General features: G+C 58.9%; 17 protein-coding genes. 4 read left to right on the top strand and 13 right to left on the bottom strand.

Annotated features, from left to right (window positions below):
* Nucleotides 1-2: 2 nt before the first annotated feature.
* The 8 genes from HY067_14755 to HY067_14720 form a co-directional block, all read right to left on the bottom strand.
* Nucleotides 3-1478 carry a CHASE3 domain-containing protein gene (locus HY067_14755; GenBank protein ID MBI3529214.1) on the bottom strand — a complete coding sequence of 492 codons (1476 nt, stop codon included), beginning with the start codon at nt 1476-1478 and terminating at the stop codon, nt 3-5.
* A gap of 3 nt (nt 1479-1481) precedes the next feature.
* Nucleotides 1482-2033 (bottom strand): chemotaxis protein CheW, encoded by a 552-nt coding sequence (locus HY067_14750; protein MBI3529213.1) that lies wholly within the window; start codon nt 2031-2033, stop codon nt 1482-1484.
* Complete coding sequence (locus tag HY067_14745; GenBank protein MBI3529212.1) at nt 2030-3547, bottom strand: protein-glutamate O-methyltransferase; 1518 nt, start codon at nt 3545-3547, stop codon at nt 2030-2032. The genes HY067_14750 and HY067_14745 overlap by 4 nt, the downstream gene beginning before the upstream one ends.
* A complete protein-coding gene (locus tag HY067_14740; protein MBI3529211.1) occupies nt 3544-4026 on the bottom strand; it encodes a chemotaxis protein CheW in 483 nt (160 codons plus the stop codon). Before HY067_14740 ends, HY067_14745 begins: the two co-directional genes overlap by 4 nt.
* Before the next feature lie 655 nt (nt 4027-4681).
* The gene (locus HY067_14735) at nt 4682-6430 is read right to left on the bottom strand and encodes an EAL domain-containing protein (protein ID MBI3529210.1); all 1749 of its coding nucleotides are present in this window, start codon (nt 6428-6430) and stop codon (nt 4682-4684) included.
* A 435-nt stretch (nt 6431-6865) separates the two neighbouring features.
* The gene (locus HY067_14730; protein MBI3529209.1) at nt 6866-7630 is read right to left on the bottom strand and encodes a slipin family protein; all 765 of its coding nucleotides are present in this window, start codon (nt 7628-7630) and stop codon (nt 6866-6868) included.
* A 2-nt stretch (nt 7631-7632) separates the two neighbouring features.
* The gene (locus HY067_14725) at nt 7633-9003 is read right to left on the bottom strand and encodes a nodulation protein NfeD (protein ID MBI3529208.1); all 1371 of its coding nucleotides are present in this window, start codon (nt 9001-9003) and stop codon (nt 7633-7635) included.
* A gap of 836 nt (nt 9004-9839) precedes the next feature.
* Nucleotides 9840-10511 (bottom strand): UPF0149 family protein, encoded by a 672-nt coding sequence (locus tag HY067_14720; GenBank protein MBI3529207.1) that lies wholly within the window; start codon nt 10509-10511, stop codon nt 9840-9842.
* Nucleotides 10512-10831: 320 nt separating this feature from the next.
* Here HY067_14720 and HY067_14715 point away from each other — a divergent pair, with 320 nt between their 5' ends.
* Nucleotides 10832-11113, top strand: coding sequence for a hypothetical protein (locus HY067_14715; GenBank protein MBI3529206.1), 282 nt, complete (start codon nt 10832-10834; stop codon nt 11111-11113).
* Nucleotides 11114-11281: 168 nt separating this feature from the next.
* Here HY067_14715 and HY067_14710 read toward each other — a convergent pair whose 3' ends face one another.
* On the bottom strand, nt 11282-12037 hold the full coding sequence (locus HY067_14710) for a helix-turn-helix domain-containing protein (protein MBI3529205.1): 756 nt from the start codon (nt 12035-12037) through the stop codon (nt 11282-11284).
* 597 nt (nt 12038-12634) lie between these two features.
* Here HY067_14710 and HY067_14705 point away from each other — a divergent pair.
* Complete coding sequence (locus HY067_14705; protein ID MBI3529204.1) at nt 12635-13195, top strand: hypothetical protein; 561 nt, start codon at nt 12635-12637, stop codon at nt 13193-13195.
* A 308-nt stretch (nt 13196-13503) separates the two neighbouring features.
* Here HY067_14705 and HY067_14700 read toward each other — a convergent pair whose 3' ends face one another.
* Both HY067_14700 and HY067_14695 read right to left on the bottom strand, forming a co-directional pair.
* Nucleotides 13504-15009 carry a tripartite tricarboxylate transporter permease gene (locus HY067_14700; GenBank protein ID MBI3529203.1) on the bottom strand — a complete coding sequence of 502 codons (1506 nt, stop codon included), beginning with the start codon at nt 15007-15009 and terminating at the stop codon, nt 13504-13506.
* A gap of 4 nt (nt 15010-15013) precedes the next feature.
* Nucleotides 15014-15463, bottom strand: a complete 450-nt coding sequence (locus HY067_14695) for a tripartite tricarboxylate transporter TctB family protein (GenBank protein MBI3529202.1) — start codon at nt 15461-15463, stop codon at nt 15014-15016.
* Between the two features lie 416 nt (nt 15464-15879).
* On the opposite strand from HY067_14695, the gene HY067_14690 reads away from it, so the two are divergent.
* Together HY067_14690 and acpA are read left to right on the top strand one after the other, a co-directional pair.
* Nucleotides 15880-16458, top strand: a complete 579-nt coding sequence (locus tag HY067_14690) for a DUF4337 domain-containing protein (protein ID MBI3529201.1) — start codon at nt 15880-15882, stop codon at nt 16456-16458.
* Between the two features lie 46 nt (nt 16459-16504).
* Entirely contained in the window at nt 16505-17980 is a 1476-nt protein-coding gene (acpA, locus tag HY067_14685) for an acid phosphatase (GenBank protein ID MBI3529200.1), read from the top strand.
* Between the two features lie 64 nt (nt 17981-18044).
* Here acpA and HY067_14680 read toward each other — a convergent pair whose 3' ends face one another.
* A complete protein-coding gene (locus HY067_14680) occupies nt 18045-18311 on the bottom strand; it encodes a transposase (GenBank protein MBI3529199.1) in 267 nt (88 codons plus the stop codon).
* 508 nt (nt 18312-18819) lie between these two features.
* Entirely contained in the window at nt 18820-19083 is a 264-nt protein-coding gene (locus tag HY067_14675) for a hypothetical protein (protein ID MBI3529198.1), read from the bottom strand.
* Between the last annotated feature and the right edge of the window lie 100 nt (nt 19084-19183).

Genomic DNA, 19183 nt, shown 5'->3' with positions numbered 1-19183 from the left:
GCCTACGCGCCGGCCGCCTGCGGCTGAATCAGCCGCAGCAACTCACGCGACAAGCCCGCCAGTTGCGAGGCGGTCTGCAACGTCTGGCCCGTGCTGGCCTCGGTTTGGTGCGTGGTCTGCGCCACGTCCGACACCGCCACGCGCACCTGCTCGGCGGCACTTGCCTGCTGCTTCGTAGAGAGCTCGATCTCGCGCGCGGCGTCGGTGGTTGTGCCGACCAGGCCGGCGATCTGCTTGAATGCGACCGCGACCTCGACGAACTGGCGCGAGCCCGTATCCACCGCCTTGGCGCTGCTCTCGGTCGCCATCACGGTCGTGTTGACGGCGCTGCGCACATCGTCAATGAGTGCGCGAATCTCCTTGGTGGAGTTCGCCACGCGGTCGGCAAGCTTGCGGATCTCATCGGCCACCACGGCGAAACGTCTGCCCGTCTCGCCGGCGCCGGCGGCCTCGATGGTGGCGTTGATGGCGAGGATATTGGTCTGCTCGGCGAGTTCCGATACGATCTCGAGCACGCCACCGATCTCCTGCGATTTCTTGCCGAGATCGAGCATGTGATTCACCACCAGATCCACCTGGCGCCGGATGCCCGAAACAGACTCCTGGCCTTTCTCCACGGTGCCTTCGCCGTGACGAGCCGCCGTCGCCGTCTGCTCCGCGATCTGCGCCACGCGCTGCGCGCTCTCGGCGATCTGGCGCGAGGTCGCCACCAGCTCGCTGATGGTGGTGGTGATCTCGTTCATGGCATTGGCCTGCTCTCTCGCGCCGGAGGCCTGTTGTGTCGCCGCCGCTTGCAGCTCGGAGGAAGAACTTTGCACGTAACCGACCGCGGTGCCGATTTGGCTCCCGAGCGAGCGCGTGAGGAAGATACCGGCGCCGCTCACGAACAGAAGGCACAATAAGGTGCCGAAAAGAATGGTTGACCTGGCGTTGTTCGCGGTACCCTCCGCGTCGGTCGCGCGCTTCTTAAGCAATTCCCTTTCGTTGCGATCCATTTGTTCGAACACCTGGCGCAGATCATCCATAATCTTCTTGCCCTCGCCGCCACTGACGATCTTCACCGCCTGTTCGAGGCTGGCGTTCCGGCGAAGCTCGATGGTCCGCTTCAACTCGGCAAATTTCGCCGCCGTAAGCGATTCAACTTGATCTATCCGTCGCTGCTGATCGGGGTTATCGGCGGTCAGCTCCCGGAGATCCTTCAGCAGTTTGGGAACCGCGTCGCGCCCATTCAGGTACGGTTCGAGAAATCCCTCATCGCCGGTGATGATAAATCCACGCTGCCCGGTCTCGGCGTCCTTCAACAGGCTCAACACGCCGGCGATCTCCTCCAAAACCTTGTGCGTGTGAGCGACCGAGGAGCTGGTTGTGATGAGCAAGTCTATGCTCCGATACGCAACCAGGCCGATTCCTACAAGCAATACTGACGAGACCACGAAGCCGGTCGCTATCTTTCTTCCAAACGTCCAGTTCTTGTTCATGGTTCATCGCTCCTTCGAGGAATGGGCGGTTTCCACCCGTTTTTGAATGTCGTCGAATACCAATGGCAGATTCACGATCGGGCGCAACGCATTGCCGGTCTGCACCGCGCCGCGTACATGCGGCCGTGTCTCGCCTTCTTCGGTCGTGTTGGTCGGCGTGACGATGCGCTCCGGCGACACCATCAGTTGCCCCTCGAACGCATCGAACGCGAGCGCCACGGTCTCACGCCGCCGCACGAGCACGAGCCAGCGCGGCGACGTGCGTGGCGCATACCCGAGCAGTGCCGCCAGGTCGTACACCGGCGCAATCTGGCCGCGAAAACCAGCCAGGCCGAGCAGTTCCGGCATGGGCGTGGGCAGCGGGACGACGTGGCGATCGGCATACAGTCCGCCGATCTCGGCCACGCGAATGGCATAGGCATCGCCGCCGATACGCACGGCGAGGAAATTTTCGCGGAGCGCAATGTCCGTCGCCGGCGGCTGAGCGAAGCTGCTATCGAACTCACGCCGCAGGGTGGCCACGGTTACCGCGATCGAGTTATCCGACTGCGTCATGCCGGCTCTCCACATTTTTTGAGCTCGCCCCGACACAGGGCACCAAGTGCTTCACGGCTGAAACCGCCGCCGAACAACAGCAGCCGCGAGGCGTCCTCCTGTTGCAACAGCGTCAGCGCCTGTGACAACTCCCGGTGCGCCAACTCGCGCTCGCCGCGGCGTCGCGCCAGGATCCCCAGATGCAAACGCGCCATGGCGAATCCGGAATCGAGATACACCGCCGTCTGATCCTCCTCGACCGCGCCCGCGAGGTTGCCCAAACCTTCGCGGCAGAGCGCCAGCACATAGTGCGCGCCGGCATTGAGCTCGTCGCGCTCGAGCAATTCGCGGCACACCTGCTCCGCCTGCGCCAGCGCGCCGCTGTGCGCCAATGAGACCGCGCGCAGCAGCAATACTTCCGGTTCGCGCGCCTGCTCGGCCGACAGCGTGCTGAGCTGCATCAACGCCTGATCGTAGCGCTCGCTCTTTAGCAGCTCCAGCGTGCGCGCCAGATCGGGCGCGGGTTGGACCGGCGGTGATACGACCGGCGGCGACGCCAACTGGTTCGAGGTTTCAGCCAGGGCATCAATGCGCTCGGCCGCGCGCCGTACCGTGTCCACCCAGGTCGCAGTGTCGTCGAACCGTGGCGGTGCGGCCCAATTGATCCGGTCTTGGAAGGGTGCGGCGATATCTTGCTCCAGCGCGCCATCCTTTAACTGGTAATAAAACGTCCCGTGCGTGTGGCAAAGGTGGAAATTATTCGATAGCCCGCGCAGCGTCTCGGCGTGACCGAGAAACAGATAGCCGTCACGTGCGAGAGCGCGCGCGAAGCGCGCCACTACCGCCCGCGCCAGCGTCGGATCGAAGTACATCAACACATTACGGCAGAACACGATGTCCCAGGATGGCAGCGTCCATAAATCGGAGTCGTCGTGCGCGAGGTTGCATTTCTCGAACGCAACGGCGCGACGGACGGCGTCATCGAGAATGAAACTCGCACCCTCGGTGCGGAACCAGCGCGGGCGCAGCGGTGGCGGCAACTCGCGCAGTGACCAGGTGCTGTAACAGGCACGGCGCGCCTTCTCCAGCATCGCCGGATTCACGTCTACCGCTGTGATCGACACCCGATCGGCGGCCTCCACTAATTGCTCGCGGATGGCTATGGCGAGTGAATACGGCTCATCGCCGGAAGCACAGCCTGCCGAGAGCACCCGAACCTTGCGCATTCCCGCGCTGGCTGCGAGACACTGTGGCAATGCAAGTTCGATGAATGCCCGAATCTGATCGGGGCCGCGATAGAAGTAGGTCTCTGTGACCGTGAGTTCCTGCGCAAGCTGGCCTAACTCTTCCGGCGGTAAGTGTCGTGCCGCCAAGCGATCGAGGTATGGCACGCCGGCGTCATGGTTGGCTTCGATGCGGCGACGCAGGGTTTCGGCGAGCAAGCCCAGTTTCGAGTCGTCGAAGAACAGCCCCAGTCGATCGGCGACGAGTGCCCGGAACTGCTCCACCTCATAGCGACCGACCGCAACCGTCATGCCGCAACTCCCCTTGAGTCGATGGCCGCCCACACCGACTCGGGCACGATCCGGGCACTTTCCAGAACGAGCAGCAATTCGGCGTCGAGTCGGGTGATCGCCGACACGGTTTCGTCGCCAACCTGGTGCAGGAGCGGAGGAACTTCGTTGAGCGACGCGACCGGAATTGCTTGCACGCCGAGCACAGAATCGACTGCGAGCCCGACCAGGCGTTCGCCAATCTTGAGGGTGACGATCCGCTGCGGTCGCGTCGACGTGGTTGAACCGAAGAGTTTGCCGGTGTCGACGATGGGCACAGGCACCCCGCGAATGACGGAGACTCCAAGTAGAAAAGGCGGCATGGCGGCGAGCGGCTCGATCGCAAGCGGGCGCATGGTCTCGGCTACGCTCATAAGCGGGAGCGCGCACAGAAAGCTGTTGCTACGGCAGACCAGAAACGAGGCAGCGTCTCGACTGTCGCTGAGCCTCTCTTGTGCCATTGCCTCTCCCCCCGCGAATGTGCAACGCGACAGCGGTCTCTGAGGGACGCCCTAGCTTTCTCGCCTCCTCCTCTCGGACTACCTTGTCGAAGAATTTCCGTCCGTACAAAAATAGTCAGAGAAAGCCAAGTGCATATTCCCCCCCACATCGCTTGCAGTCGAGCTGCGGACGCCGTCGCACAGACTCTCCAAACGGTACTGTCAAGTTGGTGACCTGGGAGACAATCCGTGTGCGGTCCGAGATGTTGGGCAGCAGCACACCAAGCGCATCCGTTTGCGGTGAAGCCCGCTGGGTGATGTCTGGCAATTCGAGCAAGTGTTCTCGCGGAATCGCCGAGTCTTCTCACCACGGAAGCCATGGTTGACGATTGAGCCATATGGCTTGCTGATGGGATGGAGGCTATCTCGAACATATTGGGATGCTGCAGCAGCCGGGAGCAACGCATTGACGCGCCGGCTGCGGTCTGCCGGTTTGATATGCCGTGGATCAGATGGACAAACGCCCAAGCATGACTTCAATCTGCTCCATCGGTACCGGCGCGCTGATCAAATGGACTTGCATCGCAGAAGTCGTCCAATGTGAGCAAAGCATCGAGCTCATAGGTTGCGGTCACAGCCCCAAGTCCTTGTGGAAGTTTTCGCAACGCGAACGGTGTCAGGCATTGGTCTCAATAACACGCGAGCGCAGCAACTCTCCGAACTTGTCTTTGTCGACCGGCTTGCTGAAATAATAGCCCTGGAATTGGTCGCAGGCATGCGCGCGCAGGAATTCGGCTTGCTCCTGCGTTTCCACTCCCTCGGCAACCAAGGACATGTTCAGGCTCTTGCCCATCGCAATGATCGCCGTGGTAATGGCTTTGTCTTCCGAATCCCCGGGAAGGTCGCGAATGAACGATCGGTCGACCTTGAGGGTATCGATCGGAAACCGCTTGAGATTGGAAAGCGACGAATAGCCGGTGCCGAAATCGTCGATGGCGAGCCGTATGCCCAGTGTCTTGAGCTGGGTCAGTGTCTGCACCGCCTTGTCGACGTTGTGCATGATCATGCTCTCGGTGATTTCCAGCTCCAGGAAAGCCGGATTCATTGCGGTCTCCTTGAGGATGGCGGCGATGTCCGCAAGCAGGTTTTCGTCGGCGAACTGCCGCGCGGACAGATTGACCGCCACACACAAAGGCGGCAGACCTTCTTTTTGCCAGACCTTGTTCTGCAGACAAGCGGTCTTGAGCACCCACTTGCCGATCGGCACGATCAGACCGGTCTCCTCGGCAAGCGGGATGAATTGCAGCGGGGACACCATTCCCAGATCCGGGTGCTGCCAGCGGATCAGCGCTTCCATGCCCGTCATCTGCCCGGTAACTAGATCCAACTTGGCCTGGTAGTGCAACTGAAACTCGTTGCGCTCCAGGGCACGCCGCAGGCTCGATTCCAGCGCCAGGCGTTCGAATGAATGCGTGTCCATGCGCTCGGAATGGAACTGGAAATTGTTCTTGCCCTCCTCCTTGGCGTGGTACATGGCAATGTCCGCATTCTTCATCAGCGTCTGCTCGTCCTGGCCGTCTTCCGGGTAAATGCTGATGCCGATGCTTGCGGTGACGCGAAATTCCTGTCCTAGCATCTGAAACGGTTTGACGATGGCAGAAAGGATCTTGCCCGCCACCGTAGCCACCCGCCCAGGCTCGCTCAATTCTTCCAACAGGATGACGAACTCGTCGCCGCCGAGGCGCGCCACGGTGTCGCTCTGGCGCACACAATATTTGAGCCTTTTTCCGACCTCTTGCAGCAGGGCATCGCCGGCTTCGTGCCCGAGCGTATCGTTGATGTTCTTGAATCGGTCGAGGTCGAGGAAGAGTACGGCCAATCCTTTGTTGTATCGGCGCGCGTGGTCGATGCCATGATTCAAGAGTTGGCTGAACATGGAGCGATTCGGCAGGGCCGTGAGGCCATCGTGATAGGCAAGGTATTGGATACGCTCTTCGGCAGCAATGCGTTCGGTGATGTCTTTGGCGATACCGCGATAGCCGTTGAAGCGACCCTGCTCGTCGAAAATCGGCCGGCCGCTGATTTGGACATAGTGCAGCGAACCGTCGTCTCCCATCCGCTTGAACGTCAGATCATAAAACGGCTTGTGCGCGTACACAGTTGCCTTGTGCGCGGCCCACTCCTCGTCCGACATGATGATATTGGCCAGCTCCCAGCGGGTTTTGCCGATGCTGTTCTCGGGCCTGGAAGCGGCCTTGTCCTGGATCCCGCCAGAGACCGTTGTGAATCTGAGATTCTCGTCTTGCTCCCAATACCAGTCCGATGACAGCTCGTTCAGGTCACGAAAGCGTGCTTCGCTCTCACGCAGGGCTCTTTCGCTTTCCTCGCGTTCGGTCACGTCTTTGCCGATGCCGCGATAACCCATGAATTTGCCCTGCGCGTCGAAGACCGGCCGGCCACTGATGCTGACATGGTGTGGCTTGCCGTCGGCGCCGACCCGTTGATAGGTAAAATCGTAAAACGGCCGGCGCGCCTGCACCGTTTCCTTGTGCGCGGCCCACAGTTCCTTCGAGTCGGCAATGTAAGGCGTTCTCCACAGGGTTTTGCCGATATCGCCGTCCAGCTCGATGCTGGTTTTGCCCATGGCGCCTATACTTCGCGTGAAGCGGAAGTTCTCGTCTTGTTCCCAGTACCAGTCGGAGGATAGCTTGAACAATTCCTCAAAGCGTTCTTCGCATTCGCGCAGCGCTTCGACCAATTTCTTGTTCTCCGCAAATTCCTTGGATGACATGTGACACCTCCTCAGGGAAAGCGGCCGCGACACCCCTCGCCGTTCGATAAACCGATGGTCCCGCTCCACTCACCGCGGCTCACGCTTCTTAATCGCCTCGAGCAGCGGACCGATCAAGTCCATCGGCACCGGGAACACGATCGTGGAGCTCTTGTCGCCAGCGATGTTGCTGAGTGTCTGCAGATAGCGCAGTTGCATCGCCTCGGGCGCCTGCGCCAGCGTCTGGGCTGCCTGGAGTAGCTTTTCGGAAGCCTGCAGTTCGCCCTCGGCATGAATCACTTTCGCGCGCCGTTCGCGCTCGGCTTCCGCCTGACGGGCAATCGCGCGGATCATGGTCTCGTTGATGTCCACGTGCTTGATCTCGACCATGGCAACCTTGATTCCCCAGGCATCAGTCTGGATGTCGAGCGTCTTCTGAATATCGAGATTCAGCTTCTCGCGCTCGGCTAACATCTCGTCAAGTTCGTGCTTGCCAAGCACTGCACGTAACGTCGTCTGCGCCAATTGGCTGGTTGCCATCAGGAAATTTTCGACCTGGATGATCGCTTTCTGCGGGTCCACGACCCGGAAGTACACCACTGCGTTTACTTTCACCGAGACGTTGTCGCGAGAGATCACATCCTGGCTCGGCACGTCCATCGTGACCGTCCGCAGACCGACCCGTACCATCTGCTGGATGCCGGGAATGATGATGATCAGTCCCGGCCCTTTCACCGCCCAGAAGCGGCCAAGCTGGAACACCACGCCGCGCTCGTACTCGCGCAGCACTCGCAGCGCGGCGAACAGCAGCAGACCAATCGCCACTAGAAGAGCAATGCCAAAGTATCCGCCCATCGTCAGTCTCCTTCCTCCGGTGCAACCTCGAGCACCAGACCGTTAATCGCCCTGACGCGGACTTTCTGTCCGCGCTTGAGCGGGACCGTGCTTTTGACTTTCCAGAGCTCGCTGTGGACCCGCGCCCAGCCCTCGTTCTCGAAGTCCTCGAGTATCTCGCCTGCGGAACCGATGATCTCCTCGGCTCCGCTCACCACCGGGCGCCTGCGCGCCCGCATCGCCATGCCGACCACCGCCACGATGAACAGCGCGCTCAATACGGTGATCGCCCCGATCAGCGGCCAGGGAAGCACGAATCCGGGGACATCGGTATCGATCAGCATGACCGAACCGATCATGAATGCGATGATCCCGCCGATGCCAAGCGAGCCGTAGGCGGGGACGAATACCTCCGCGGTCATGAACGCGATTCCGAGCGTGAGCAACGCCACGCCGGCGAAATTCACCGGGAGCAACTGCAGCGCGTAAAACGCGATCAACAGACAAATCGCGCCGGCCACCCCGGGCAGCATAAAGCCGGGGTTGTAGAACTCGAACAGCAGGCCATAAATGCCGAGCAGCAACAGGATGTAGGCAATGCTCGGATCGGTGATCACTGCCAGGAAGCGGCTGCGCCAATCGGGTTCGACGGCGGTCGGCTCGACTCCCTCCGTTTGCAACGTGCGAACCTTGTCCGCCGCGTTTACCTTGCGGCCGTTCAACTGCCTGAGCAGATCCGGCAGGTCGAGCGCAATGAGGTCGATCACTTTCAGCTTCAGCGCCTCCGCGGCCGGCAGGCTCACGGCCTCGCGCACCGCTTGCTCCGCCCACTCGGCGTTGCGACCCCTCAGTTGCGCTAGCCCACGGATATAAGCAGCGGCGTCGAATACCGCCTTGCGCTTCGAGGTGTCCCCCATCCAGTCCTTCTCGGTATCCTTGGTTCGATGGACCTTCTTGTCGGATTTGCGTTCCGGCTCCTGCGTCGGGCGCTGAGGTTCCGGGGAACCCGGCATGCCGCCGATTGCGATGGGCGTTGCCGCGCCGAGGTTGGTGGCCGGCGCCATCGCCGCGAAGTGGCTGGCATAAAGGATATAAGTGCCGGCGCTGGCGGCGCGTGCCCCGCTCGGCGCCACGAAGGTGGCGACCGGGACCGGCGAGGCAAGAATGTCCTTGATAATCGCCCGCATCGAGGTGTCGAGCCCGCCGGGTGTGTCCATCTTCAGCACCACCAGCTGCGCCTGCTGCTCGGCGGCGCGCTCGATATTGCGATGGACATAATCTGCGGTCGCCGGGCCGATCCCGCCTTCGAGCGACAACACGAATACTCCTCCGCCGGCGCCGGACGCGATGCCCCCGTCGAGGAGCAGGAACAAACAAAAGGTCAGGACACGCATGGGTCGGCCCGCAGCCACCCGTGCTGCAGATCACTATAGCCCTAGACGGCTCTCCGCACCACCACGCCGCCGCCAAGGTACTCCTCGGCACGGACACTTCTGCAACGGGCTCAACAGATCGGTCTCAGTCAAGGGACGAAGACGGCGTCATCCCCATGACGACTGAATTCTCGCGACCGCGCCAGGAAATCTCTTCGCATTTCCCGTTGCACAACGCTTCAAAGCGACAGCGTAGCGCCGATAGGGTTTCCATAACCTTGCGCGATTAAAACTACGTCGACAATTGCAAGGTGGCACGCGAAAGTGTGCACCGGAGAAGAGCGCATGAAAAGTGACTTAGTGACGGGGTATGGGCGGGATTTTGTGCCGATACTGCCCGGCATTTAATGTGAAGGGGTTTGATACTTCGAGGCTTATTGCCGGTGCCAGAGACCGAGAACAAAAATCGCAGGTTGCGTAGTGAAGGAGGCCGATTGATATTTGGCGGTGGTGGCAGTCTCAAGCGAACCCGTCTCCAGCCCAAATTCCCTGCTAACAGGGAAAAATACAGGGAATTCCCGATGTTTTTGCGGTTCAAATCGCGCCCCGCTCCGCCAAGACTCGCATCCAGAGCGACTCTCAGGCCATCTACCCCGTCTCCAGGCACGATTCGGAACAGGGAATTAATTCGGGCGTATCAGGAAATTTATCGGGAAGAACAGGGAATTCTTTCTCCACTCCGTCTACGGATAAATTTGCCGGAACTATTTAAGACACCAGTGGCCGCTAGATTACCAATTCGCCATCCACTGGTTGAATCGTCGCCATGAAAACGCTTCTTTAATGGGTAGCGAGCATTAGGGCGGCGGACCCTGGTTAAGGGTTCGGTGCAATCGGTCCGGGCTGCCATGACACTGTTTGAACTTTTTACCAGACCCGCAGGGGCAGGGCTCGTTGCGCCCCACCTTGCTCGTATTGCGGACCGATTCGCGCCGCACGACGTTTGGTAAAGTGCCTCCCGCGATTTGCTTATCGCGTTGCTCAAGCCACATAGCATGAACCTTCTGAACCGTCCCAGCCAAGCCGTCGGCCAGCGCCTTGTGCTCGTCCAAAGACAGGTTTTTCTTCTTAAGAGCCTCCCAACCTTCTTCTGTCCCGTAGAGCATGATGGTCGACATCCAATCCGGCTTGCCGGCAATGACTGGTAGCCAGCCTTTGGAATCAAGCTGCACACCCTTCATGAAGCCTGAACACCACTCGTCGAGTATCGGGATTGGGTCCCCGCCGTTCGGATTCTCCATGAGCATCGGTTCATATTCCTTTGGTGCTTGGTGCAGCGTCTTGGCAATCTCGTTCATGTGGCGCATTAAGAGTCCGAGAATATGTTGCGCTTGGGCCTGATCCTTGAATTCCGGGGCGTCTTCACCGCTCTCCATGTCCCACACCCAGCGTATCCATTCGCTAGGCATGATGGTCCTGGGGCCGCACGCGATCGCTGTCAGAAAACCGTCTAGGGTCGAGATGTCCATCGACTCCTCTTGATCTTGGGCGCGAATCGGAACGGGGAATTAATTCGAGCGTAGCAGGGAATTTAATGGGAAAAACAGGGAATTTCATCGTCACGTTTTCTCGGTTTCGCTGCAATATCATTAACAGAAAAATCTGCCGCAAAAAACGGGCGGCACCACACACGTATGAACGTGTTGCAAGGCAACGCTCAAAAAGCCTTTGTTCAACGGCAAATTTCCGCTTGACTACCACACGCCAAGAGCGATGCTTTGTCCAGGGTAGCGTTCTTACTGCTACCACCACGTCCCCGGGGCCGGGGACTCGGGGAAAGGGGACATCAATGGGGTACAACAACGTCGCTGAGCAGTGGACAACTGATCCGATGAAGTTGGAATGGCTGTTCATTGATCTGACTGATTCCACGCATCCTGATCAGGAAATAAAATTATCAAGTTTGGTAGGCAAGCTGCCGCGCATCGCGCATTACGCACCGAAGACGCAGCTAGAGATTTTGCGCGCGTTGATCCTCAAAATGAAGTCCAAAAGATGGGAAGGCGATCGAATGGTTCGCGCCCCCGGAGGGGTCTGTCGTTGGCAATGCCGCAACTGGGCTGCGCCCTGATTGGGCCGTTTCGATAACAATCCTGTTGATTTCCACCCCGATCTGACCCAGATTTTCATCGGCAAGTGACCCGCACTGTCAGATACCAGCCGCTTGGAAACACAACGGCATTTCAATGCGCAAGTGGGTCTGCCTGAAATGAAAAGACGGGTCAGTTGCGCGCGGAAATCAACAGCTCGACTCATCCAGGCGCCTCGCGAAGATGCTGTCCCTATCGTGAAGCAGATACCGGTGAAAATTGTCGAAACCTGCAACTTCTCGCAGCTGCTGTAAGGTCCATTCAGCGCCCGGATGCGCCGTGACGTCGACACGCACCAGTCGCCGGCTTCCGTGTTCAATAACCACGAAAACGTAGAGCAGTCGGAAGGTCGCGGTCGCAGCAACGCAGAAGTCACACGCCAAAATCGCTTTTGCATGGTTCATCAGGAATGTTGCCCACCGCTGGTCCCCCCGTGGTTGCCCTGCCGGTGGCCTCGGCATGTACTTGCGCACCGTCCTTGGTGAGACTCGAATGCCCAGTTTCAGCAACAATTCACTGGCAATGCGCTCTTGACCCCACAGCGGGTTCTCGGCGGCCATTCTGCGAATCAGCACTCGCAGTTCGGCCGGAATCGCAGGGCGACCCAGTTTGCACTCGAATCGCCAGAATAATCGCCAGTCCGCTCGGTGCCAGCGGAGGATCGTTTGCGGACGCACGATGACCGCTGCATTGTGCCAATCGAACAAACGGGTCAGCAGCGCCAGGCTGATCCGCGTCGCAGCATCAACGCGCCGCGGCCTGACCCTGCGCTCGATGTATTGGGCGAGCTGCTTGCGCAGGACCAAGTTCTCGGCACGGATTTCCGCTGATGGACGTAACAGAAGCAGTACGAGCCTGAGGTCGTCCGAGAGCAGTGCTGCCATAATTCGCACCAGCGACATCATGGCCTAAATCATGTCACATTCCCGGAAACGTAACGCAAGCTACCCATCAAATGGGAGGTGACTCGAATTTTTGCGGACCACAGTCCGTCGTTGGCAATGCCGCAACTGGGCTGCGGCCTGATTAGGCCGTTTCGATAATAAACTGGTTGTGTGTTTCAAACCTGTGGGTGGCGAATTCGCAGTATGACGGAATCCGCCTAGGCTGCGCAGTCTTGCACGCGATGGCGATCCCGTTAACGTTCGCCCCATGCGCGAACTCCTCGTCCTCGCCATTCGGCAAAAGAGCGAAAGTGACGGTTACGGACAGCCTCCCGGGTTGTCATTCACCGCCCGCACCTTGCCAATGCCTACAAATATCGGTGTCGCCATTCGATCTGACCGATAGGTTGGATCGCGGCTCTAGCCGCCCCCGGAACAGCTGGACGCGGTCGATAAGAGGACATTCACTGGATGCGATACATCCGTTCGAGCCTCGGTCGGGGGAGTCAAGCTCGCAACAAGTCATATTGAGCGGCTAACTGCGGCCCGTTAGGCTGCGTTGACGAAGTGCGATAGTTATCCCAGAATTGCAGCGTCGCCCCACGAGAGGAGAATGTCATGGTCGGGCTATCCGCATTGTGGCTCCCAATCCTGCTGTCGTCGGTGATCGTCTTCGTCGTGAGTTCCATCATCCACATGGCGTCGCGCTGGCATAAGAACGACTACCCAAAAGTGCCCAACGAAGACAAGGTGATGGATGCACTTCGGCCGTTCGCCATACCGCCGGGCGACTTCATGGTCCCTCGCCCGTCGAGCGCACAGGAGATGCGTTCACAGGACTTTGCCGAAAAGATGAAGAAGGGCCCGGTGATGGTGCTCACGGTGATGCCGAATGGCCCCATGCCGATGGCGAAGAACCTCGTGCTCTGGTTCCTCTACTCCGCGGTTGTTGGGCTTTTCGCCGCGTACGTCGCGGGGCGCGCGCTGCCTGTCGGCGCGGCCTACCTTCGCGTTTTCCAGTTCGTCGGGGTCACCGCGTTCCTCGGATACTCGGTCGCGCTCTGGCAGATGTCGATCTGGTATCGCCGTGCCTGGCGCACGACGATCAAGGCGACCGTGGACGGGTTTATCTACGCGCTCCTGACCGCAGGCACGTTCGGCTGGCTGTGGCCGCGCTAAGCCGCGCCACGGGGCCTGATCGCGTTCAACCCACACGCCGCGTCGGCGGTATCGACAAAACTTCTCAGCTGCTGGTCTGGTGTTTCTCTTTATGCCAATGGCCTTTAATGAAAATAGACACACGTTCGCAGAACGTGCCGAGTGGGCCGTGTCGACAAAGTCAATGTCAATAATTCGCACGTCCATCTTGGTGGCGTGCTCACGATGGAGCCGTCCAGCGTATTGCCGCAGCGTACCCTTCCACGATATCGGCATCGCGAGCATTTGCAAATTGACAATGCTGGTCTGCGCGCACAAAGGTTGCGGCGTCATTCTTCCTCCTGGAACGCCACTTCGCGAGTTTTCCGGAAATTAGGGACGGCAATAAGCAGAAGGAGACCAACTGCCATTAACAGCATGACGAGAGAAACCGGCCGCGTGACGAATACCGAGGGATCCCCCCGAGAGAGAAGCATGGCCCGCCGAAGGTTCTCTTCCATCATGGGCCCCAGTACAAAGCCGAGGAGAAGGGGCGCCGGCTCGAATTCCAATTTCACAAAGACAACACCAAGAAAGCCAAACACCGCCGTCTGCATGACGTCGAAGCTCGCATTGCTGATCGTGTAAACCCCGATGGCGCAAAACAGAAGAATCGCAGGATACAACATGCGGTATGGAACCTGCAGCAGCTTGATCCAGATCCCGATCAATGGAAGATTCAATACGACCAACATCAGGTTACCAACCCACATTGATGCGATGAGCCCCCAGAACAGTCCAGGGTTCGAGATCATCACCTGCGGTCCAGGCTGAATGCTGTGAATAGTCATCGCGCCTACCATCAGCGCCATCACTGCGTTCTCAGGAATCCCTAACGTGAGAAGAGGAATGAATGACGACTGCGCCCCAGCATTATTCGCCGATTCCGGGCCGGCCACCCCTTCGATCGCGCCATTGCCGAAACGGCTTGGATCCTTCGCAATTTTCTTTTCGACGGCGTAGGACGCAAACGAAGCGAGCATCGCTCCGCCGCCGGGAAGCAGGCCGAGGAGCGAGCCGAGTCCGGTCCCCCGCAACACCGCGGGCCATGCCTGCTTGAACTGTTCTTTGGTGATCCACAGCGCACCGACCTTGCTCGTAAGCAACTCGCGCGTTTCCACATTCTCGAGATTGGTGATGATTTCCGCAAAACCAAACAGGCCCATAGCTACGCTCACGACCCCGATACCGTCCCTCAATTCAGGAACGCCGAACGCATAGCGATCAAGGCCGGAGGTAACATCTGTGCCCACGAGCCCCAGCAACAGGCCGAGAACGACCATTCCAATCGCCTTGAGTAAGGAGCCGTGCGCCAATATCGTGGCGCCGATCAGTCCAAGGACCATCAGGGAGAAGTACTCGGCGGGACCGAATTTCAGCGCAAGTTCAGACAGCGGTACAGCGACAGTCGCCACCATGACCGTTGAAACGGTGCCGGCAAAGAAAGAGCCGAGCGCCGCGATCGCTAACGCGGCTCCAGCATGACCCTGCCGGGCCATTTGATAGCCATCGAGACAGGTCACCGCGGACGAGGTCTCTCCCGGCATGTTTAATAGAATGGATGTGGTCGACCCCCCGTACTGCGCGCCGTAGTAGATGCCCGCCAGCATGATGAGCGCCGAGACCGGTTGAAGGGCGTAGGTCGTCGGCAGCAGCATGGCGATGGTCGCCACCGGTCCGATGCCGGGGAGCACGCCGATCAAGGTACCGAGCAATGAACCAATGAGTGCATATAAAAGATTGGCCGGTAACAGCGCGACACTGAAGCCAAGCCAGAGATGGTTGAGAAGCTCCATGGCGTCAGATAAACACGGGCCAGATTGGTAACTGCAGCTTCAGTCCGAGAATGAAGACAGCCACCGCCAGCACGGCCAACCCAATGGCGCTAATCACGGCTTCCTTAGCTCGGAATTCTGTGCTCGCGGCGCTCGACATCACAATCAGCACGACCGTGGACAAGGCCAAGCCAAGGTATTGCACGATGGCGCCGAACAGCACCACACTTCCCAGCACGACCATAGTGGGCCGCCACTTCCAGGCGGGAATCGGGGATCCTTCGTTCCGGAGCGAAATCAGAATCAGCACACATCCGATTACGATCAGGAGAATGCCGAGCATGCGCGGGAAATAACCTGGACCCATTCGCGCCGCGCTTCCGAGTGCATAGTCTCGAGCCAGCACGATCGCGGCAATGCCGAAGGCCAACAACAACAGGCCGCCATACAAGTCCTTCCGACTACGAACCAACATAAGCACCCTCCGTGCGTTTAAATAACGCCTTTAATATAACGTACATAGTTCGAATCCCTGCATTCGTCAGCGCTCTGTCAACTTCATTGGCATTCGCGGGTGAAGAACGCCAAAGCCAGTTCGTATTGGCGCATCAACGCGCGACGTGTGTTGATTTTTACTGCCAGTTGACCTTGTTATTTCTTTCGGGCAGACCCACTAATGCATTCATACTCCGCTGTGTGGCCAAGCGATCGGGGTGATTCAATATGAGTCACTTGCCGACAAAATTGCGGGTCAGCTCAGGGTCGAAATCAACAGTATCCATGCGGCCATTGCATCAGCTCCAGTTCAACTTGACAATGCCCTGCGCAAACAGGGTTTTCCGCAAGAGTACCGGAACCTGATCAACCCACCATTCGAGAAGGAAGATAGTCATGTCAGAAGACGGCTTTCATGTACACGGTCCGCATGACCACGAATTGGAGCACGCCACGCAGCACGGTGCTGGCGACAGTTTTACCGGGCGCATTGCAGTGACCACGGCCTTGCTCGCTACGGTGGGCGCGCTGTTTTCCTACCAAGGCGGTGCAATGCAAGCCAATGCCGGCATGGCTAAAAATAACGCCGCGATCAAGAAGACCGAGGCTGCCAATCAGTGGAACTACTACCAAGCCAAGAGTAGCAAACAAAATTTGGCTGAACTGGGCATGGAGCTGGCGCCTAGCAACAAACGGGACTATTACTCGCAGGCCATCGAGCGCTACAAAGAAGAAAAAGCAGACATTAAAAAAACCGCCGAAACATTCGAGGCGGAATCAAAAGAATGGGACAAACAAAGTGATGAGCAAATGCACTTGCACCATCGCTGGGCGCAAGCCACGACTGCGCTGCAGATTGCGATTGCCCTGTCCGCTATCGCTTTGCTGACGCGAAGAAAATGGCTGCAGTGGGGCGTTTATGGCTTGAGCGCTTTTGGGATAGCCCTGGGCCTATTGGCCTTGGCACACCTTTGAAACGCGGAACCGTTGCTCCAGATTCAGCAAAGGAAAACAGAGAAAAATGATTCGCTGTGGTTTGCTCGTACAGGTCTTCGTGGCATTCCTTTCCGTTGTCGGCCTCTGTTCCCCATCTGTTGCGGCCGACGCGGCCTCGATCGAGAAAATCAGGCATATCGTCGTTATCTACGCCGAGAACCGGAGCTTCGACAACTTGTACGGCATGTTCCCCGGCGCCAACGGAACTGCCAATGCGCTGGCGAACTACATGCCGCAAGTGGACCACGACGGGACGCCGTTCAAGGTGCTGCCGCCCGTGTGGGCCAACGAACAGGACCTGAGGATCCGGGAGACCGATCCGACTTTTCCCGCGACGCTCCCGAACCACCCATTCCGGCTCGACGAACCTCCGGTCAACCATCCGCTGGACGTCAAGACACGCGACCTGGTCCACCGCTTTTATCAGAACAGGGAGCAGATCAACGGTGGCCGCAACGACCGCTTCGTGGCGATGTCGAACGCCGGCGCGCTGGTGATGGGCTACTACGACGGATCCAGGCTGCCGATGTGGTCCGTCGCCCGCGAATTCACGCTCGCGGACAATTTCTTCATGGGCGCCTTTGGAGGTTCGTTCCTCAATCACTTCTGGCTGGTCTGCGCCTGCACCCCGGAATACCGGAATGCTCCGGGTGATATGGTCACGGTCGAAGATGGGAGCGGAAGGCTGGAGCACCAGAAGGATTCGCCCAAGTCCGCGATGGAAGGACCGATCCTGCTGAAGGACGGTGCAGTGACGCCTGCGGGTCATGCCGTGAATACGGTGCAGCCGCCGTATCAGCCGAGTGCGCTCGCCCCGGCGGCGGGTGGGGATCCGGCACTGGCCGACCCCGACAATCACCACCGGCTTCCGCCGCAGACGCTGAAGACCATAGGCGACACGCTTTCGGAGAGGGACGTTTCCTGGGCTTGGTATGCCGGGGCCTGGAATCAGGCGCTGGCGGATCGCTCGATCATCAACAACGCGAAGCAGGCCAACTTCCAGCCGCATCACCAGCCATTCAACTACTTCGCGCGATTCGCCCCCGGCAGCGCCGATCGCGCGAAACACCTGCGGGATGGAGAAGACTTTCTCGCGGACATCGACAACGGGACGCTGCCGCAAGTGGCGTTTTACAAGCCGACCGCAAAGTTGAACGAGCATCCCGGCTACACGGATGTGATGTCGGGCGATGCGCACATCGCCGAGATCATCACGCGAATCCGCGACAACCCGAAACTCTGGGGCGAAGTCGCCATCATCGTGACCTACGACGAGAACGGCGGATTCTGGGATCACGTTGCGCCGCCGGTTGGGGACAACTGGGGACCGGGGAGCCGGGTGCCGACGATCATCGTGTCGCCGTTCGCCCGCAAGGGCGCCGTGGATCACACCCCGTACGATACGACGTCGATTCTGAAATTCATCACCCGGCGCTTCGGGCTGGAGCCGCTGCCGGGCGTGCGCGCGAATGCGGGCGACCTGACGAACGCGTTCGAGTAGGGCCGAGAAGACAACGCTTGTTCCTCCACCATGATCCGCACCGCTTCCCGGCGCTCGGATGGCGTTACAGTTTTCGGTTCAGCACCGCCTTGATCGCTTGATTCTCCAGGGCCAGATCGGCATACATCCGCTTGAGCTTGGCGTTTTCAGCTTCCAGCTCTTTCACCCGCTTCAGCTCCGCCATGTCCAGCCCGCCGTACTTGGCCTTCCACTTGTAGTAGGTCGCCGAACTGATCCCGTGTTTGCGCCAAATTTCGTTGACCGGCATCCCCGCATCGGCTTCCTTCAGGATCGCCACGATCTGCAACTCCGTGAATTTCGATTTCTTCATCCGAACCTCCTGACCCAATAATCCTGCCAGAAAGTTCTACTCCCAAGGTGTCTACGATTTGGGGAAGCTTACGGCTCGGCCACGGCACGCTGAGGCGATCGGTGTGTTTGGTATACTTTCTGTCTTGCAAACGGAAAGCGCCATCCGTCATTTCGGTGTACGAAGTACAAAAAGAATATAGAAAATGTTCAGACGGCTTATCGGTACGGAACTGTGGCACTCAATGCCGGAGTGCCCCTTCTGGCCAATACAAAATTTTGAGGAGAAGGAAACTCCGACTATCGGACACCGATGTGTGACGTGTAGGGCAATTGAAACTGAAAAGGATCGTCGCTCGGCGGAGCGCGACAAAGCCAAACCGAAGTAATAATTGGGGCGAAAAAAGAATCCGGCAGGAAATCACAGGTGCGACGGACGAACGTCACGTTGTCACGCGATAACGCTGCCTGCGGTGGCCTAACCGCTGCGGCGGGGAACTATCGTAGCATCGACGGGATCGACCGAATCTTCAGACTTTTAATGACGAGCGTGCTGTAGGCTGTCCGGAAACGCTCGCCATTTGAGTAATGTGTTGGCGCTCAATAATTTGCTGCTCATAGTAACTGGCTCTGAGGCCCAGGCAATATTCATCGATTCCGATCTGGGCATACGCAGATAGCGTTTTGCCGCGCCGGCGAAAGGCTTCACCATCGATAAAGCCTTCTGCATACGCCAGCGACCAACCGTTTTTTTCTGCCAGCAACCTAATTTTTTCCTTGGACAGGACTTTCACGTCGCACCCCCCCCTTGTTCGAATCTGGGAAAGATCGGCACGCGAGCCACGCAGCTACCAATCCCGCCCCATTGCGATAGCCAAGCTGCCCGAGGCACAA

Source organism: Betaproteobacteria bacterium, from assembly GCA_016194905.1.
Taxonomy (GTDB): Bacteria; Pseudomonadota; Gammaproteobacteria; order Burkholderiales; family JACQAP01; genus JACQAP01.
Note: the sequence above shows the minus strand (reverse complement) of the source record. Positions and strands in the feature narration are given on the sequence as shown.

Excerpts from the sequence above, each read along its gene's own strand:
- HY067_14750 (MBI3529213.1), bottom strand. The coding sequence starts at position 2,033 with ATGACGCAGTCGGATAACTCGATCGCGGTAACCGTGGCCACCCTGCGG.
- HY067_14730 (MBI3529209.1), bottom strand. The coding sequence starts at position 7,630 with ATGGGCGGATACTTTGGCATTGCTCTTCTAGTGGCGATTGGTCTGCTG.
- HY067_14735 (MBI3529210.1), bottom strand. The coding sequence starts at position 6,430 with ATGGGTTATCGCGGCATCGGCAAAGACGTGACCGAACGCGAGGAAAGC.
- HY067_14680 (MBI3529199.1), bottom strand. The coding sequence starts at position 18,311 with ATGAAGAAATCGAAATTCACGGAGTTGCAGATCGTGGCGATCCTGAAG.
- HY067_14740 (MBI3529211.1), bottom strand. The coding sequence starts at position 4,026 with ATGGCACAAGAGAGGCTCAGCGACAGTCGAGACGCTGCCTCGTTTCTG.
- HY067_14690 (MBI3529201.1), top strand. The coding sequence starts at position 15,880 with ATGTCAGAAGACGGCTTTCATGTACACGGTCCGCATGACCACGAATTG.
- HY067_14720 (MBI3529207.1), bottom strand. The coding sequence starts at position 10,511 with ATGGACATCTCGACCCTAGACGGTTTTCTGACAGCGATCGCGTGCGGC.
- HY067_14725 (MBI3529208.1), bottom strand. The coding sequence starts at position 9,003 with ATGCGTGTCCTGACCTTTTGTTTGTTCCTGCTCCTCGACGGGGGCATC.
- HY067_14705 (MBI3529204.1), top strand. The coding sequence starts at position 12,635 with ATGGTCGGGCTATCCGCATTGTGGCTCCCAATCCTGCTGTCGTCGGTG.
- acpA (MBI3529200.1), top strand. The coding sequence starts at position 16,505 with ATGATTCGCTGTGGTTTGCTCGTACAGGTCTTCGTGGCATTCCTTTCC.
- HY067_14715 (MBI3529206.1), top strand. The coding sequence starts at position 10,832 with ATGGGGTACAACAACGTCGCTGAGCAGTGGACAACTGATCCGATGAAG.
- HY067_14700 (MBI3529203.1), bottom strand. The coding sequence starts at position 15,009 with ATGGAGCTTCTCAACCATCTCTGGCTTGGCTTCAGTGTCGCGCTGTTA.
- HY067_14745 (MBI3529212.1), bottom strand. The coding sequence starts at position 3,547 with ATGACGGTTGCGGTCGGTCGCTATGAGGTGGAGCAGTTCCGGGCACTC.
- HY067_14755 (MBI3529214.1), bottom strand. The coding sequence starts at position 1,478 with ATGAACAAGAACTGGACGTTTGGAAGAAAGATAGCGACCGGCTTCGTG.
- HY067_14695 (MBI3529202.1), bottom strand. The coding sequence starts at position 15,463 with ATGTTGGTTCGTAGTCGGAAGGACTTGTATGGCGGCCTGTTGTTGTTG.
- HY067_14710 (MBI3529205.1), bottom strand. The coding sequence starts at position 12,037 with ATGATGTCGCTGGTGCGAATTATGGCAGCACTGCTCTCGGACGACCTC.